This window comes from Aquaspirillum serpens DSM 68 (assembly GCF_000420525.1).
In the GTDB taxonomy this organism is placed as follows: domain Bacteria; phylum Pseudomonadota; class Gammaproteobacteria; order Burkholderiales; family Aquaspirillaceae; genus Aquaspirillum; species Aquaspirillum serpens.
On record NZ_ATVC01000062.1, the window covers coordinates 1 to 16,268 of the forward strand.

A 16,268-nucleotide genomic window follows, 5' to 3' on the forward strand; every position below is an offset into this window, starting at 1 on the left:
ATGCCGCGTGCTTTTTCTTCGGGAGCGCTGTCGATCTGGTCGTAGCCTTTGGCTTCACCGCCGAATTTTTTCGACAAGATAGTGGTGATTGCAGCGGTCAGCGTGGTTTTACCGTGGTCAACGTGGCCAATAGTACCGACGTTAACGTGGGGCTTGGTACGTTCAAACTTTTCTTTTGCCATTTCGCAAAATCCTTCAAAAGAGCGATATTAGAAATGGGCCAGCCTGATGCTGGCCCGTAAAGTGCGACTTATTTTTTGCTGTTGATCACGGCTTCAGCAACATTACGCGGTGCTTCTGCGTAGTGTTTGAATTCCATCGAATAGGTTGCACGACCTTGGGTCGCAGAACGCAAGTCGGTGGAGTAACCGAACATTTCAGCCAGCGGGACTTCAGCGCGGATTTTCTTGATACCCAAGCCGTCATCATCCATACCTTGGACGATACCACGGCGACGGTTCAAGTCACCCATCACATCACCCATGTATTCTTCTGGGGTTTCAACTTCCACAGCCATCATTGGCTCGAGCAACACAGGGCTGGCTTTACGCATCGCGTCTTTGAAGGCCATCGAACCGGCCAATTCAAACGCAATTTGCGAGGAGTCAACGTCGTGGTACGAACCGAAGATCAGGCGCACGCGAACGTCCACCACAGGGAAGCCAGCCAAAATACCGTTGCTGAGGGTGTTTTGGATACCTTTGTCGACAGAAGGAATGAATTCGCGAGGAATCACACCACCTTTAATTTCGTCAACAAACTCGTAACCACCGCCTTCGCCGGTTGGCTCCAGTTTGATCACAACGTGACCATACTGACCCTTACCACCAGACTGTTTAACGTGTTTACCTTCTTGTTCCACCGAGTTGCGGATAGTTTCGCGGTATGCCACTTGTGGCGCACCCACGTTGGCTTCTACGCCAAACTCACGCTTCATCCGGTCAACAATAATCTCGAGGTGCAATTCACCCATACCCGAGATAATGGTTTGACCTGATTCTTCATCGGTACGAACGCGGAAGGAAGGATCTTCTTTTGCCAGACGGTTGAGCGCCACACCCATTTTTTCTTGGTCGGCTTTTGTTTTTGGCTCAACAGCAACGTGAATCACTGGCTCTGGGAATTCCATGCGCTCTAACACGATTGGGGAATCGATATCACACAGGGTTTCGCCTGTGGTCACATCTTTCAGACCAATCGCAGCAGCGATGTCACCAGCACGAACTTCGTCTAGTTCGATACGATCGTTAGCGTGCATTTGCACGATACGACCGATACGTTCTTTCTTGTTTTTCACCGAGTTCAACACGGTGTCGCCAGATTTCACCATACCGGAGTACACACGGAAGAAGGTGAGCTGACCGACGTACGGGTCGTTCATCAGTTTGAAAGCCAAGGAAGAGAATTTCTCTTCGTCAGTTGCTTGACGAGTTGCAGGTTGGCCGTCGACTTCACCAGCAACAGGAGGAATATCAACTGGAGATGGCAACAGTTCGATCACTGCATCCAACATACGTTGTACGCCTTTGTTTTTAAAGGCAGTACCACACAGCATCGGTTGGATTTCGCAGTTGATGGTACGAGTGCGCAAGCCCTTGATGATTTCCTCTTCAGAGAGTTCACCACCTTCTAAGTACTTGTTCATCATGTCTTCGCTGGCTTCAGCAGCCGCTTCGATCATGTTTTCGCGCCATTTTTGTGCGGTTTCAACCAAATCAGCAGGGATGTCAGCGTATTCGAACTTCATGCCTTGAGAGGCTTCGTCCCAAATAATCGCTTTCATCTTCAACAGGTCAACCACACCTTGGAAGTGTTCTTCTGCACCGATAGGTACCACAACAGGCACAGGATTAGCACGCAAACGTGAGCGCATTTGTTCAACCACGCGGAAGAAGTTGGCACCTTGACGGTCCATCTTGTTCACGAAGGCCAAACGAGGCACTTTGTATTTGGTTGCCTGACGCCATACGGTTTCGGACTGTGGCTGAACACCACCCACCGCGCAATACACCATCACGGCACCATCCAGCACGCGCATAGAACGCTCCACTTCGACGGTAAAGTCAACGTGTCCGGGGGTGTCGATAATGTTAAAGCGATGCTCTGGGTACTGCAGCGCCATCCCTTTCCAGAATGTGGTCACAGCAGCAGAGGTAATGGTAATACCACGCTCCTGCTCTTGTTCCATCCAGTCAGTTGTTGCAGCACCGTCGTGAACCTCACCTAATTTGTGGTTCACACCGGTATAGAACAGAATACGCTCGGTAGTGGTGGTTTTACCGGCATCAATGTGAGCGGAGATACCGATGTTGCGGTAACGCTCGATAGGGGTTTTTCTAGCCACAGCCAAAACCTTTTCAGCAAATAAAGAAGATTAGAAGCGATAGTGCGAGAAGGCTTTGTTCGCTTCAGCCATACGGTGGACTTCTTCACGCTTTTTCATTGCGCCGCCACGACCTTCCGCTGCATCCAACAGCTCACCAGCCAGACGTAAAGCCATCGATTTTTCACCGCGCTTGCGGGCAGACTCACGCAACCAGCGCATAGCTAAAGCGAGACGACGGGACGGACGGACTTCAACTGGAACCTGATAGTTGGCACCACCGACACGACGGCTTTTCACTTCAACTACCGGTTTGACGTTACCGATCGCAGTGCTGAACACTTCGATTGGGTTTTTACCGGATTTTTTCTCGACTTGTTCCAAAGCGCCATAAACGATGCGTTCTGCAACGGATTTTTTACCGTCCATCATCACTACGTTCATGAACTTGGTCAGTTCTTGGCTACCGAATTTTGGATCCGGCAACACTTCGCGCTTAGGCACTTCTCTACGTCTTGGCATATTAACCTCTAAAAAACAGTTCAGTTGAGCGAAAAACTCGCTCGCGACCCTCAACCTAAATTGGGAGCGGCCACTTACTCGACGGTGTAACAACCGCCGCGATAATTCAATCTTACTTCTTAGGACGCTTAGCACCGTACTTGGAGCGAGACTGTTTACGGTCTTTCACGCCAGCGGTATCCAAGGAACCACGAACGGTGTGGTAACGCACACCTGGTAAGTCTTTCACACGACCACCGCGAATCAGTACCACACTGTGCTCTTGCAGGTTGTGACCTTCACCACCGATGTAGCTGGTCACTTCAAAACCGTTGGTCAAGCGAACACGGCACACTTTACGCAAGGCAGAGTTTGGTTTTTTCGGGGTTGTGGTGTAAACACGAGTACAAACACCACGTTTTTGTGGGCAGGCTTCGAGAGCCGGCACCTTGCTAGCTTCACGCACAGGCGTGCGAGGCTTACGAACAAGCTGGTTAATCGTTGGCATTACAGGTTCCTAAACTATCAATTCGTGACCAAAAAAGTCACGGTAAAAAGACGCCGGATTATAGGGGAAGCCCCCGAACACCGTCAACGCAAAAACACGAGCTGATTCAAGCGTTAATCTTGTTTCAGCCCGTGCAATACGTTTGGATTAAGGGTTTACGCCCCCTGCTTCGGCCAAATCAGCAGGGTTTGCCTGCTTTCCGAGCGCCGCTGCCGCACTATTGCGACGGCGGTTATTGTGATATGCCAAGCCTGTTCCGGCAGGAATCAAGCGGCCGACAATCACGTTTTCTTTCAAACCACGCAACTCATCACGTTTACCCATGATAGCTGCTTCGGTCAAGACTCGTGTGGTTTCTTGGAACGAAGCGGCCGAGATGAACGAATCGGTCGACAAGGACGCTTTAGTAATGCCTAACAATACGTTTTCATATTGTGCTGGCAACAAGCCTTGTTTATCCATTTCGTCATTGGCAATCAACACTTCGGCGCGTTCAACTTGTTCACCTTGGATGAAGTGTGTATTGCCGGAGTCGGTGATCACTACACGACGCAACATCTGGCGAATAATCACTTCGATGTGCTTGTCGTTAATTTTCACACCTTGCAAGCGATACACTTCTTGTACCTCTTGCACAATGTAACGAGCCAAAGCTTCGATACCTTGCAAACGCAGAATATCGTGCGGATCCACAGGACCGTCAACGATCAGTTCACCACGGTTCACCACCTGACCATCATGCACTAAGACATGTTTTTCTTTTGGAATCAGGGTTTCAACTGTGTTGTTATCCAGATCGGTGATAATCAGACGCTGTTTGCCTTTGGTATCTTTACCAAACGACACCGTACCAGTCACCTCGGCTAACATACCAGCATCTTTTGGCGAACGCGCTTCAAACAGCTCAGCCACCCGTGGCAGACCACCGGTAATGTCACGTGTTTTGGACGATTCTTGTGGAATACGTGCCAACACATCACCCTTACCCACATCTTGCCCATCACGGACGGTAATAATCGCGCCGACTTGGAAGGTGATATTTACTGGCGCTTCACTACCAGCCAATTTCACTTCATTACCAAACTCGTCGATCAATTTCACCTGTGGACGCAAGACCTTGTTGGCTGCTGTCGCACGACGTTTCGGGTCAATCACCACCAAGGTGGACAGACCGGTCACATCATCAATCTGCTTAGCAACAGTCACACCTTCTTCGATATTCTCGAATTTCACGCGACCAGCGTATTCAGTGATAATTGGACGGGTATGCGGATCCCATGTTGCCAACACCACACCGGCTTTGATGGCTTCGCCATCTTTCACCATCAATGTAGCACCGTATGGCACTTTATGGCGTTCGCGCTCACGACCCATCTCATCATGAATCACCACTTCACCAGAACGTGCAATCACTACACATTCATCTTTTGCAGTGGTCACATAACGCATGGCTGACGAGAAGCGCACCACACCGCTGGACTTACATTCCACTTGGCTGGCCGAGGCCGCACGCGACGCCGCACCACCGATGTGGAAGGTACGCATGGTCAACTGAGTACCTGGTTCACCAATTGACTGTGCAGCAATCACACCCACGGCTTCACCGACGTTAACACGCTGACCACGACCTAAGTCACGGCCATAACATTTCGCGCACAAACCGTAGCGAGTACCGCAAGTGATCGGACTACGCACTTTCACTTCATCGATACCCAACTCATCGATACGATCAACGGCAGCTTCATCTAACAATGACCCCGCTTCGAAGACGGTTTCACCGGTAGCAGGATCGATCACTTCAGTCGCAGTCACACGGCCTAAGATACGATCGCGTAAGGCTTCGATCACATCACCACCTTGCAACACCGCCTTCATCACAAAGCCGTTGTTGGTACCGCAGTTTTCTTCAATCACCACCAGATCTTGTGTCACATCCACCAAACGACGGGTCAGATAACCCGAGTTCGCGGTTTTCAACGCCGTATCAGCCAGACCCTTACGAGCACCGTGAGTAGAGATAAAGTATTGGAGAACGGTCAAACCTTCGCGGAAGTTCGAGGTAATTGGCGTTTCGATAATCGAGCCATCTGGCTTCGCCATCAGGCCCCGCATACCCGCCAACTGACGAATCTGCGCCACCGAACCCCGCGCACCCGAGTCAGCCATCATGTAAATCGAATTAAACGATTCCTGATCAACTTCTTGGCCTTGGCGGTCGATGGTTTTTTGTTTTGACAGCTCTTCCATCATCGCTTTGGCGACTTGGTCACCACAACGACCCCAAATATCCACCACTTTGTTATAGCGTTCGCCCTGTGTTACCAAACCTTGGCGGTATTGCTCTTCAATCTCTTTCACTTCCATTTGTGCGGAGTGCAGCAAGGTTTGTTTCTTGCTTGGCACCAACATATCGTCCACACAAATCGACAGACCACCACGCGTGGAATAGGCAAAACCGGTGTACATCAATTGGTCAGCAAAGATAACCGTATCACGCAAACCGCAACGGCGGAACGAGGCATTGATAAGCTTGGAAATTTCTTTCTTTTTCAATGCCTTATTGATGTATTCGAAGCCCAAACCTTTTGGCAGAATATCCGACAACAAAGCACGACCAACGGTGGTTTCGTGACGCTTCATCACCGGTTGGAAGTCACCATGCTCATCTTTTTCCCATTCGCGCAGACGAACGGTAATGCGAGTCCCGAGTTCAACTTGACGGGTTTCGTAGGCACGATGGACCTCAGCCACATCCGAGAACAACATGCCTTCGCCGTTACCATTGATCTTGTCACGGGTTAGATAGTACAGACCCAACACAATATCCTGCGACGGCACAATGATTGGCTCGCCGTTAGCTGGCGACAATACGTTGTTCGACGACAGCATCAAGGTGCGGGCTTCCATTTGTGCCTCTAACGAGAGTGGCACGTGGACAGCCATTTGGTCACCGTCAAAGTCGGCGTTAAAGGCAGTACACACCAATGGATGCAGCTGGATCGCTTTACCTTCAATCAGGGTCGGCTCAAACGCTTGAATACCCAAACGGTGCAAGGTTGGTGCACGGTTCAGCAATACCGGATGTTCGCGAATGACTTCTTCGAGAATGTCCCAAACCTCTGGCACTTCCTGTTCAACCAGTTTCTTGGCTGCTTTGATGGTGGAAGCCATGCCCAATACTTCCAACTTGTGGAAAATAAAGGGTTTGAACAGCTCCAAGGCCATTTTCTTCGGCAAACCGCACTGATGCAGACGCAGGGTTGGGCCAACGGTAATCACGGAACGACCGGAGTAGTCAACGCGTTTACCCAACAGGTTTTGACGGAAACGACCGCCTTTACCTTTAATCATGTCTGCCAACGACTTCAGCGGACGCTTGTTAGCACCAGTCATCGCTTTACCGCGACGGCCGTTATCGAGCAACGAATCCACCGATTCTTGCAACATGCGTTTTTCGTTACGCACGATGATTTCTGGCGCTTTCAGCTCCAACAAACGCTTCAGACGGTTGTTACGGTTGATAACGCGGCGATACAAGTCGTTCAAATCGGAAGTTGCAAAGCGTCCACCATCCAACGGCACCAATGGGCGCAGTTCGGGTGGTAGGACTGGCAAGACTTCCATCACCATCCATTCTGGTTTGATGCCAGAACGTTGGAAGGCCTCGAGCACTTTTAAGCGCTTGGCGATTTTCTTGATTTTGGTCTCAGAACCGGTGGCTTGCAATTCTGCGCGCAGGGTTTCGATTTCGCTGGCTAAATCCATATTGCGCAGCAATTCGCGAATCCCCTCGGCACCCATCAGAGCAACAAACTCATCACCGTGTTCTTCGTACTTATCGAAGTAGTCTTCTTCGGACAACAGTTGTTTGCGGCTCAAAGAAGTTAAGCCGGGTTCAACCACGACATAACCTTCGAAGTACAACACCCGTTCAATATCACGCAAAGTCATATCCAGCACCATGCCTAAGCGAGAAGGCAAGGACTTTAAGAACCAGATATGCGCAACAGGCGAAGCCAGCTCAATATGTCCCATGCGCTCACGGCGCACTTTAGACAGAGTGACTTCAACACCACATTTTTCACAAATCACACCACGGTGTTTCAGGCGTTTGTATTTACCGCATAAACATTCGTAGTCTTTTGTTGGGCCAAAAATACGCGCGCAAAACAAGCCATCGCGTTCGGGCTTGAATGTACGGTAGTTGATGGTCTCTGGCTTTTTAACTTCACCATAAGACCAAGAACGAATTTTCTCGGGCGAGGCAACGCCGATTTTAATCGCGTCGAATTCCTCTTCTTGAGACACCTGCTTGAATAGATCGAGCAAAGCTTTCATGTCATCTCCGGTGAGGAGCGAGGCGTGAGGCGCGGGGTGGAAACCACCCCTCCCCTCACTGCTCACGGGGTTTAATAGTGATCGAGGTCGATATCGAGGCCAAGCGAGCGGATTTCTTTCACCAGCACGTTAAACGACTCTGGCATGCCCGCTTCGATCTTATGCTCGCCCTTGACGATGTTTTCATACATCTTGGTACGGCCAGTCACATCATCCGACTTCACAGTCAACATTTCTTGCAAGGTATAGGCCGCGCCATACGCTTCCAGCGCCCACACTTCCATCTCACCGAAACGCTGACCACCGAACTGTGCCTTACCACCCAATGGCTGTTGAGTCACCAACGAGTAAGGGCCGGTTGAACGGGCATGCATCTTGTCGTCGACCAAGTGGCGCAGTTTCAAGAAGTGCATCACACCAACGGTCACTTTACGATCGAAAGCCTCGCCAGAACGACCATCAAATAAGGTCATCTGTGTTTTAGAACCGTTGAAGCCTAAACGAGCGGTTAAAGGATCATCGCTTGGATAGGCAAGGTCTAACATGCGACGAATTTCTTCTTCTTTCGCGCCGTCAAACACAGGAGTAGCAAACGGTACGCCGCCGGTTAAATGGCGTGCCAATTCGATCACTTCATCGTCGGTTAAGCTGGCAATCTCTTCCGATTTACCGGTGGAGTTGTAGACTTTTTCTAAATACTCACGCACTTCCGATACGTTACGTTGTTCACGCAACAGACGATCAAACTGTTTGCCTAAGCCCTTCGCTGCCCAGCCAAGGTGAACCTCTAAGATCTGACCCACGTTCATCCGTGAAGGCACACCCAACGGGTTAAGCACGATATCCACTGGTGTGCCATCTGCCATGTAAGGCATATCTTCAATTGGCAGAATCTTCGATACCACACCCTTGTTACCGTGACGACCGGCCATCTTGTCACCCGGCTGCAGGCGGCGTTTCACTGCCAGATAAACTTTGACCATCTTGATCACGCCCGGTGGTAATTCATCACCTTGCGTCAGCTTACGGCGTTTGTCTTCGAATTTGAGATCAAATTCTTCACGCTTCTGAATCAGTGACTCTTTCATCAGCTCAAGCTGTTTTGCCACATCTTCATCTGCCATCCGAATCTCAAACCACTCGTGGCGAGAAGGCAAACCATCCAGATACTCTTTCGAGATTTCTGCACCTTTGGTCAGACGCTTAGGTCCACCGTTCGCTGGCTTACCGACAATCAGACGTTCGATCCGCGCAAAAGCATCAGCTTCAAAAATACGAATCTGATCGTTCAAATCTTGGCGATAGCGTTTGAGCTCTTCGTCAATAATCGATTGTGCACGCTTGTCGCGTTCAACGCCCTCACGGGTAAAGACTTGCACATCAATCACGGTACCAGTCATGCCAGTTGGTACACGCAACGAGGTGTCTTTTACATCAGAGGCTTTTTCACCAAAAATGGCGCGCAGCAATTTTTCTTCTGGTGTCAGTTGAGTTTCACCTTTTGGTGTCACTTTACCAACCAAGACATCACCAGCAGTGACTTCAGCACCGATGTAAACAATACCAGCCTCATCCAAACGACCTTGCATCCGTTCAGATAAGTTTGGAATATCACGAGTGATTTCTTCTGGCCCCAGCTTGGTATCACGCGCAACCACGTTCAATTCTTCAATATGAATCGAGGTATAGCGGTCTTCTGCCACCACACGCTCAGAAATCAGAATCGAGTCTTCGTAGTTGTAACCATTCCAAGGCATAAAGGCGATAGTCATGTTCTGACCCAGCGCCAATTCACCCAAGTCGGTGGAAGCACCATCCGCAATCACATCACCGGCCTCAACCACATCACCCACTTTAACGATTGGGCGTTGGTTGATATTGGTGTTTTGGTTAGAACGGGTGTACTTGGTCAGGTTGTAAATATCAACACCGACTTCACCCGCTTGCGCCTCATCATCATTAACGCGAATCACCACACGGCTAGCATCAACATAGTCAATGCGACCACCACGACGGGCAGTCACTGTGGTGCCGGAGTCAATGGCTACCGAACGTTCAATACCGGTACCAACAAAAGGTTTTTCTGCACGCAAGCAAGGCACTGCTTGACGTTGCATGTTCGAACCCATCAAGGCGCGGTTAGCATCATCGTGTTCCAAGAATGGAATCAGCGATGCCGCTACCGACACGATCTGGCTTGGCGCCACATCCATGTATTGCACACGGTCTGGCGTAGCAAGAATGGTTTCGCCTTTTTCACGACAAGTGACCAATTCATCAACCAGACGACCTTCATCATCTAATTCAGCATTGGCCTGCGCAATCACATAGCGGCCTTCTTCAATCGCTGACAGATATTCAATGTCATTGGTAACTTTGCTATCGATCACTTTACGATATGGGGTTTCTAAGAAACCATATTCGTTGGTACGCGCATAGCAAGACAGCGAGTTGATCAGACCAATGTTTGGGCCTTCAGGCGTTTCAATCGGACAAACACGGCCATAGTGAGTTGGATGCACGTCACGCACTTCAAAACCAGCACGCTCACGAGTCAAACCACCTGGGCCCAAAGCTGAAACACGGCGTTTGTGCGTGACTTCAGACAGCGGGTTAGTTTGGTCCATAAACTGCGACAACTGGCTGGAACCAAAGAATTCTTTGATAGCGGCACTGACTGGTTTGGCATTGATCAAATCATGCGGCATCAAGTTTTCAGATTCAGCTTGATTCAGACGCTCTTTGACTGCACGCTCAACACGCACTAAACCAGCACGGAATTGGTTTTCAGCCAATTCGCCTACCGAACGCACCCGACGGTTACCCAAGTGATCAATATCATCGACTTCACCGCGACCATTGCGCAGTTCAACTAAGATTTTGATGACGGAAGTAATGTCTTCACGCGATAAAGTTGGCTCGCCTTCGATCTCATCACGACCAATACGACGGTTAAACTTCATCCGGCCAACACGAGATAAATCGTAGGTTTCTGCATTGAAGAACAGACGTTGGAATAAAGCTTCCATCGCCTCTTCAGTTGGCGGCTCACCTGGGCGCATCATGCGATAAATCGCAACTTTTGCTTGTTCTTGCGTTTGGACATCATCCGTACGCAAGGTTTGCGAGATAAAGGCGCCTTGATCGAGCTCGTTGGTGTACAACACGTCCAGTTCGGTCACCGAACCCAAAGCCAGTTTAGCAATCGTTTCTTCGGTGATTTCATCATTGGCGCGCAAGATGATTTCGCCCGTGGTACGGTCGACAATGTCCGATGCAACCACTTTGCCGAACAAGACATCGTGCGGCACTTCTAAACGTGTGATACCTGCGTTTTGAATATCGCGAATCGATTTAGCTGTGATGCGCTTATCTTTTTGCACCAAAACACGGCCATCATCAGCCACGATATCAGCTTTGGCAATTTCGCCTTTCAGACGCTCCGCTACCAGCTCCATATAGATGCCGTTAGAGGTCAAATAGAAGCGATCAAAGCTGAAGAATTCACCCAAAATTTCTTCATTGGAGAAGCCTAACGACTTCAACAATGTGGTGACAGGCATCTTACGACGACGGTCAATACGGAAATAGAGCAGGTCTTTGGCGTCGAATTCAAAATCTAACCAAGAACCACGATAAGGGATAATCCGAGCGGAGAACAGCAGTTTGCCAGAACTATGAGTTTTACCACGGTCGTGTTCAAAGAACACACCAGGCGAACGATGCAGCTGAGAAACAATAACCCGTTCAGTACCATTGATAATGAAAGAGCCATTATTGGTCATGAGTGGAATTTCACCCATGTACACATCTTTTGGCCCTTCTTTGGCATACCATTGGCCGCTTTCGCGATCACGTAATGCTAATTTAATCCGTGCACGCAGGGGGGCCGCATACGTGATGCCACGCAGTTGACATTCCTGAACATCAAAAGGGGGATCGCCCAAGATATAGCCATCGTAGAGCAAACGTGCGCTGCCGTTGTGGCTCTCGATTGGGAAAATGGAGCGGAAAGCCGCTTCCAGACCCACGTTTTGCCGCGTTTCCTGCGGCACGCCAAGTTGCAGAAACTCGGCATAGGAGTTGATCTGGGTAGCTAACAGGAAAGGCACATCGAGAACGTTCGCACGCTTGGCAAAGCTCTTACGAATACGCTTTTTCTCAGTGAACGAATAACTCATAGAGTCTCCATCGAGGTGGGGCGCAAGACACCAAAAGTCGGCAATCGGCCCAAAAAACGAATATCGACTTTTACTGTCTCGGATAGGGCTCTGTATTTTGACAGACCGCAGCTTGGCTATAAGCGCAACAAGGCTGGCAGATTTCTCTACCAGCCTTAAAAAATGAATCAGCTAAAAGCTTACTTCATTTCTGCTTTCGCGCCGGCTTCTTCCAACTGTTTCACGATGGCTTCAGCTTCAGCTTTAGCGATGCCTTCTTTCACAGCTTTAGGAGCGCCATCAACCAAGTCTTTGGCTTCTTTCAGGCCCAAACCGGTGATCGAACGAACCACTTTAATGACGTTCACTTTTTGATCGCCAGCGGATTGCAGGATCACGTCGAATTCAGTTTTCTCTTCAACAGCTGCAGCACCAGCAGCAGGACCAGCAGCAACAGCAACAGCAGCAGCGGACACGCCGAATTTTTCTTCGAATGCCTTCACCAGGTCATTCAATTCCATAACGGTCATACCACTAACGGCGTCGAGGATGTCTTCTTTAGAAATAGCCATGTAAAAATCTCCTGGATTTTGAAACTATTAGCACATTGCCAATAGCGAAATATCAATATTAAGCAGCGGCTTCTTCGCCCTGCTTTTTCTCGGCCAAAGCAGCCAAAGCGCGCGCAAAGCCAGCCACTGGAGCTTGCATAACGAACAGCAATTTGGACAGCAATTCTTCGCGGCTTGGGATAGAAGCCAACTGGGCAACGCCAGCAGCATCTAACACTTTGCCGTCATAAGAGCCGGCTTTAACCACGATTTTCTGATCCACTTTTGCAAAGTCACTGATGACTTTAGCAGCAGCAACTGGATCAGCAGAAATGCCATACACCAATGGGCCGACCATTTGCTCAGCCAGACCCTCAAATGGGGTACCAGCCACTGCACGACGCGCCAGGGTGTTTTTCAACACACGCAGGTACACGCCTTGCTCACGTGCTTTTGCACGCAGCTGGGTCATGCTGGCCACGCCAATGCCGCGATATTCGGCGACTACGATAGTTTGGGCTTCAGCAACTTGTGCTGCGACCTCAGCTACCACCGCCTTTTTATCTTCAAGATTGAGACTCAAGGTCTACCTCCTAAGATGATGGAACGGGTAACAGATGCTACCCACCTCTCTTGGCGACCTTCTTCAGGAGACATCACAGATACTAGCCCTTGCGGGATAATCATAGAGCCTGCTTTCGGGTACACCATCTGCGCAGGGAACCGGTGTTGCCGGTAATTAAGTTTCCCCCTACGGTCTTGGACAATCTGATGCTGTCTGTAACGACAGCACCAGCCCAAAGCCATTGACCGATGAAAACAAGTTTCATCGGCCCATTAAGCATTCTTACTGAGCAACAACAGTGGCAGTGTCAACACGGACACCCACACCCATCGTGCTGGAAACCGCTACTTTTTTCAGGTATTGACCTTTAGAGCTAGCTGGTTTTGCTTTTAACAAAGCTTCGATCAATGCAGTCAAGTTTTCACGCAGGGCTTCTGCTTCGAAAGAAGCACGGCCAATCGTGGCGTGAATGATACCGGACTTGTCAGTACGATATTGCACTTGACCTGCTTTGGCATTTTTCACTGCCTCAGCAACGTTTGGAGTCACAGTACCAACTTTAGGGTTAGGCATCAGACCACGTGGGCCCAAGATTTGACCCAACTGACCCACGATACGCATTGCATCAGGCGAAGCGATCACGACGTCGAAATCCATCATGCCGCCTTTGATTTGCTCGGCCAGGTCTTCGAAACCAACGATCTCAGCACCAGCAGCTTTAGCTGCTTCGGCATTCGCACCTTGGGTGAACACGGCAACACGCACGCTCTTACCAGTGCCACGTGGCAATACCACAGAACCACGAACGACTTGGTCAGATTTACGTGGGTCAACACCCAAGTTCACTGCAACGTCGATGGATTCGTCGAATTTAGCTGTTGCTGCGCCTTTGACTAAAGCCAAAGCTTCGTCAGCGGAGTACAGTTTGTTGCGGTCAACACTGGCTTTCAGTGCTGCTAAACGCTTAGAAACCTTAGCCATTATACGCCCTCCACTTCAATACCCATGCTGCGAGCAGAACCAGCGATTGTACGCACAGCAGCGTCCATATCAGCAGCAGTCAGGTCGGGCTGTTTGGTTTTTGCGATTTCTTCAAGTTGTGCACGATTTAACTTGCCAACTTTATCCAAATGAGGCTTTGGACTGCCTTTTTGCACACCAGCGGCTTTTTTGATCAAAACAGTCGCAGGTGGTGTTTTCATGATAAAGGTGAACGACTTATCAGCATAAGCCGTGATCACCACAGGAATTGGCAGGCCTGGCTCTAAACCTTGGGTTTGAGCGTTAAAAGCCTTACAAAATTCCATAATATTCAGACCACGTTGACCCAGAGCTGGACCAATGGGTGGCGATGGATTTGCTTTACCAGCGGGCACTTGCAGCTTGACATAGCCGACAATTTTCTTTGCCACGTTATCACTCCTAATACGGGTATTAACGCAGGTAAAAACCTGCTTCCCTTTTATCACTGCCTGTTAATACAACAGGCGACTCAAAATTGGCACAGCATGGTTGCACAGAGGACAACCCACTTTGGCCAAATCAAATTTTTTCGACTTGACCGAACTCTAATTCGACAGGGGTATCGCGGCCAAAAATTTGCACTGATACACGCAAGCGATTACGTTCATAATTCACTTCATCAACCGAGCCATTAAAGTCGGAGAAAGGCCCATCAATAACGCGGACTTTCTCGCCCACTTCAAACAGCACTTTAGGCCGTGGTTTTTCCACACCTTCTTGAATTTGCTGCAAAATGGCTTCGACTTCTTTAGGCGAAATCGGTGCTGGGCGATTAGGTGTGCCACCGACAAAACCAGTCACTTTTGGTGTACTTTTCACCAAGTGCCAAGTTTCATCGCTCATTTCCATTTGAACCAGCACATAGCCAGGGAAGAACTTGCGCTCTGTTAAAGAACGCTTGCCGTTTTTAATATCCACGACCTCTTCGACCGGCACTAAAATCTGGCCAAAGCGATCTTGCATACTTTCGCGTTCAATGCGCTCTCGCAACGCTTTTTGCACGCTTTTCTCAAAGCCTGAATAGGCATGAACCACATACCAACGCATTGCCATGCATTAACCTCGCTGGAGAATCACATCATAAAACAGCCAAGATAGGCCGCTATCTACCAGCCACATGAATGCAGCGAGTACGACCACAAAGAGGAAAACTAATCCGGTGAGCTGCGACGCTTCTTTGCGAGTCGGCCAGACAACCTTCTTTGCTTCTGCCAAAGATTCTTGGCCATAGATAACAAAGTTTTTTCCAGGCTGAGAGGTCAACAACAAACCAGCGGCCAATACCACGCCAAGAATGACGCTCAAGACGCGCAACACACCCTGCGTTTCGGGGAGAAAATAAAACACAGAGATGCCAGCAACGACTAAAGCCGCTGCTGCAAAAAACTTGAGCTTATCTTGCAGTTCCATTGCTAGCCTTTGGCTTGCCTATTAACAAGGTGAATTCTGATACAGAAAAGACTAACCGGTGACGAGCACCGGTTAGTCTAATTGGCAGGCCAGGAGGGTCTCGAACCCCCAACCCTCGGTTTTGGAGACCGATACTCTACCAATTGAGCTACTGGCCTAAAAACCTTTTATTACTGAATGATCTTGGCAACGACACCGGCGCCAACGGTACGACCGCCTTCACGGATAGCGAAACGCAGACCCTCTTCCATAGCGATAGGGGCGATCAATTCAACAGTGATAGACACGTTATCACCAGGCATCACCATTTCCACGCCTTCGGACAAGCTCACAGCGCCAGTCACGTCGGTGGTACGGAAATAGAACTGTGGACGGTAGTTAGCAAAGAATGGGGTGTGACGACCACCTTCTTCTTTGGACAACACGTACACTTCAGCAGTGAACTTGGTGTGTGGGGTGATAGAACCTGGCTTAGCCAACACTTGGCCGCGCTCAACGTCTTCACGCTTAGTACCACGCAACAGCACGCCCACGTTGTCACCTGCTTGACCTTGGTCGAGCAGTTTGCGGAACATTTCCACGCCGGTACAAGTGGTTTTGGTGGTGGCTTTCAGACCCACGATTTCGATCTCTTCGCCGACTTTCACAACGCCACGCTCAACACGGCCAGTCACCACGGTACCACGACCGGAGATGGAGAACACGTCTTCGATCGGCAACAAGAATGGCTTGTCGATTGCGCGTTCTGGTGTTGGGATGTAGCTGTCTAATGCATCAGCCAGACGGAAGATAGCAGGTTCGCCGATGTCGGACTGGTCGCCTTCGAGGGCTTTCAGTGCCGAGCCTTTCACGATTGGGGTGTCATCACCTGGGAAATCGTAGGAAGACA

At 49.7% G+C, this 16,268-nt stretch carries 13 protein-coding genes and 1 tRNA gene; all 14 read right to left on the reverse strand.

The genetic code is table 11. The features are described 5' to 3' along the window. On the reverse strand, positions 1–182 hold a 182-nt coding region (locus G465_RS14500), incomplete at its 3' end, for a GTP-binding protein (protein WP_022654460.1). A gap of 68 nt (positions 183–250) precedes the next feature. Continuing rightward, the gene (fusA, locus tag G465_RS0110705; RefSeq protein ID WP_027405397.1) at positions 251–2,344 is read right to left on the reverse strand and encodes an elongation factor G; all 2,094 of its coding nucleotides are present in this window, start codon (positions 2,342–2,344) and stop codon (positions 251–253) included. A 30-nt stretch (positions 2,345–2,374) separates the two neighbouring features. Then, positions 2,375–2,845 carry a 30S ribosomal protein S7 gene (rpsG, locus tag G465_RS0110710; RefSeq protein ID WP_022654462.1) on the reverse strand — a complete coding sequence of 157 codons (471 nt, stop codon included), beginning with the start codon at positions 2,843–2,845 and terminating at the stop codon, positions 2,375–2,377. Between the two features lie 112 nt (positions 2,846–2,957). Continuing rightward, positions 2,958–3,332 carry a 30S ribosomal protein S12 gene (gene rpsL / locus G465_RS0110715; protein ID WP_022654463.1) on the reverse strand — a complete coding sequence of 125 codons (375 nt, stop codon included), beginning with the start codon at positions 3,330–3,332 and terminating at the stop codon, positions 2,958–2,960. Positions 3,333–3,479: 147 nt separating this feature from the next. Then, positions 3,480–7,670, reverse strand: a complete 4,191-nt coding sequence (gene rpoC, locus G465_RS0110720; protein WP_022654464.1) for a DNA-directed RNA polymerase subunit beta' — start codon at positions 7,668–7,670, stop codon at positions 3,480–3,482. Positions 7,671–7,741: 71 nt separating this feature from the next. Continuing rightward, positions 7,742–11,851, reverse strand: coding sequence for a DNA-directed RNA polymerase subunit beta (gene rpoB, locus G465_RS0110725; RefSeq protein WP_022654465.1), 4,110 nt, complete (start codon positions 11,849–11,851; stop codon positions 7,742–7,744). A gap of 179 nt (positions 11,852–12,030) precedes the next feature. Then, positions 12,031–12,402 carry a 50S ribosomal protein L7/L12 gene (gene rplL, locus G465_RS0110730; RefSeq protein WP_022654466.1) on the reverse strand — a complete coding sequence of 124 codons (372 nt, stop codon included), beginning with the start codon at positions 12,400–12,402 and terminating at the stop codon, positions 12,031–12,033. Positions 12,403–12,460: 58 nt separating this feature from the next. After that, entirely contained in the window at positions 12,461–12,964 is a 504-nt protein-coding gene (gene rplJ, locus G465_RS0110735) for a 50S ribosomal protein L10 (protein WP_022654467.1), read from the reverse strand. Between the two features lie 264 nt (positions 12,965–13,228). After that, a complete protein-coding gene (gene rplA / locus G465_RS0110740) occupies positions 13,229–13,927 on the reverse strand; it encodes a 50S ribosomal protein L1 (RefSeq protein ID WP_022654468.1) in 699 nt (232 codons plus the stop codon). Next, positions 13,927–14,358 (reverse strand): 50S ribosomal protein L11, encoded by a 432-nt coding sequence (gene rplK, locus G465_RS0110745; RefSeq protein WP_022654469.1) that lies wholly within the window; start codon positions 14,356–14,358, stop codon positions 13,927–13,929. Before rplK ends, rplA begins: the two co-directional genes overlap by 1 nt. Positions 14,359–14,488: 130 nt before the next feature. After that, the gene (nusG, locus tag G465_RS0110750) at positions 14,489–15,022 is read right to left on the reverse strand and encodes a transcription termination/antitermination protein NusG (RefSeq protein WP_022654470.1); all 534 of its coding nucleotides are present in this window, start codon (positions 15,020–15,022) and stop codon (positions 14,489–14,491) included. Positions 15,023–15,025: 3 nt separating this feature from the next. After that, positions 15,026–15,379 carry a preprotein translocase subunit SecE gene (gene secE, locus G465_RS0110755; protein WP_022654471.1) on the reverse strand — a complete coding sequence of 118 codons (354 nt, stop codon included), beginning with the start codon at positions 15,377–15,379 and terminating at the stop codon, positions 15,026–15,028. 82 nt (positions 15,380–15,461) lie between these two features. Further along, positions 15,462–15,537: transfer RNA gene (locus tag G465_RS0110760), tRNA-Trp, on the reverse strand. Between the two features lie 12 nt (positions 15,538–15,549). Next, positions 15,550–16,268 (reverse strand): EF-Tu C-terminal domain-related protein (locus tag G465_RS0110765; RefSeq protein ID WP_022654472.1); only part of this gene is annotated, 719 nt, incomplete at its 5' end.

What these genes read in the sequence shown, in the direction of transcription:
- rpoC (WP_022654464.1), bottom strand. Translation starts at nt 7,670, where the DNA reads ATGAAAGCTTTGCTCGATCTATTCAAGCAGGTGTCTCAAGAAGAGGAA.
- rpsG (WP_022654462.1), bottom strand. Translation starts at nt 2,845, where the DNA reads ATGCCAAGACGTAGAGAAGTGCCTAAGCGCGAAGTGTTGCCGGATCCA.
- rpoB (WP_022654465.1), bottom strand. Translation starts at nt 11,851, where the DNA reads ATGAGTTATTCGTTCACTGAGAAAAAGCGTATTCGTAAGAGCTTTGCC.
- rplL (WP_022654466.1), bottom strand. Translation starts at nt 12,402, where the DNA reads ATGGCTATTTCTAAAGAAGACATCCTCGACGCCGTTAGTGGTATGACC.
- rpsL (WP_022654463.1), bottom strand. Translation starts at nt 3,332, where the DNA reads ATGCCAACGATTAACCAGCTTGTTCGTAAGCCTCGCACGCCTGTGCGT.
- rplA (WP_022654468.1), bottom strand. Translation starts at nt 13,927, where the DNA reads ATGGCTAAGGTTTCTAAGCGTTTAGCAGCACTGAAAGCCAGTGTTGAC.
- secE (WP_022654471.1), bottom strand. Translation starts at nt 15,379, where the DNA reads ATGGAACTGCAAGATAAGCTCAAGTTTTTTGCAGCAGCGGCTTTAGTC.
- nusG (WP_022654470.1), bottom strand. Translation starts at nt 15,022, where the DNA reads ATGGCAATGCGTTGGTATGTGGTTCATGCCTATTCAGGCTTTGAGAAA.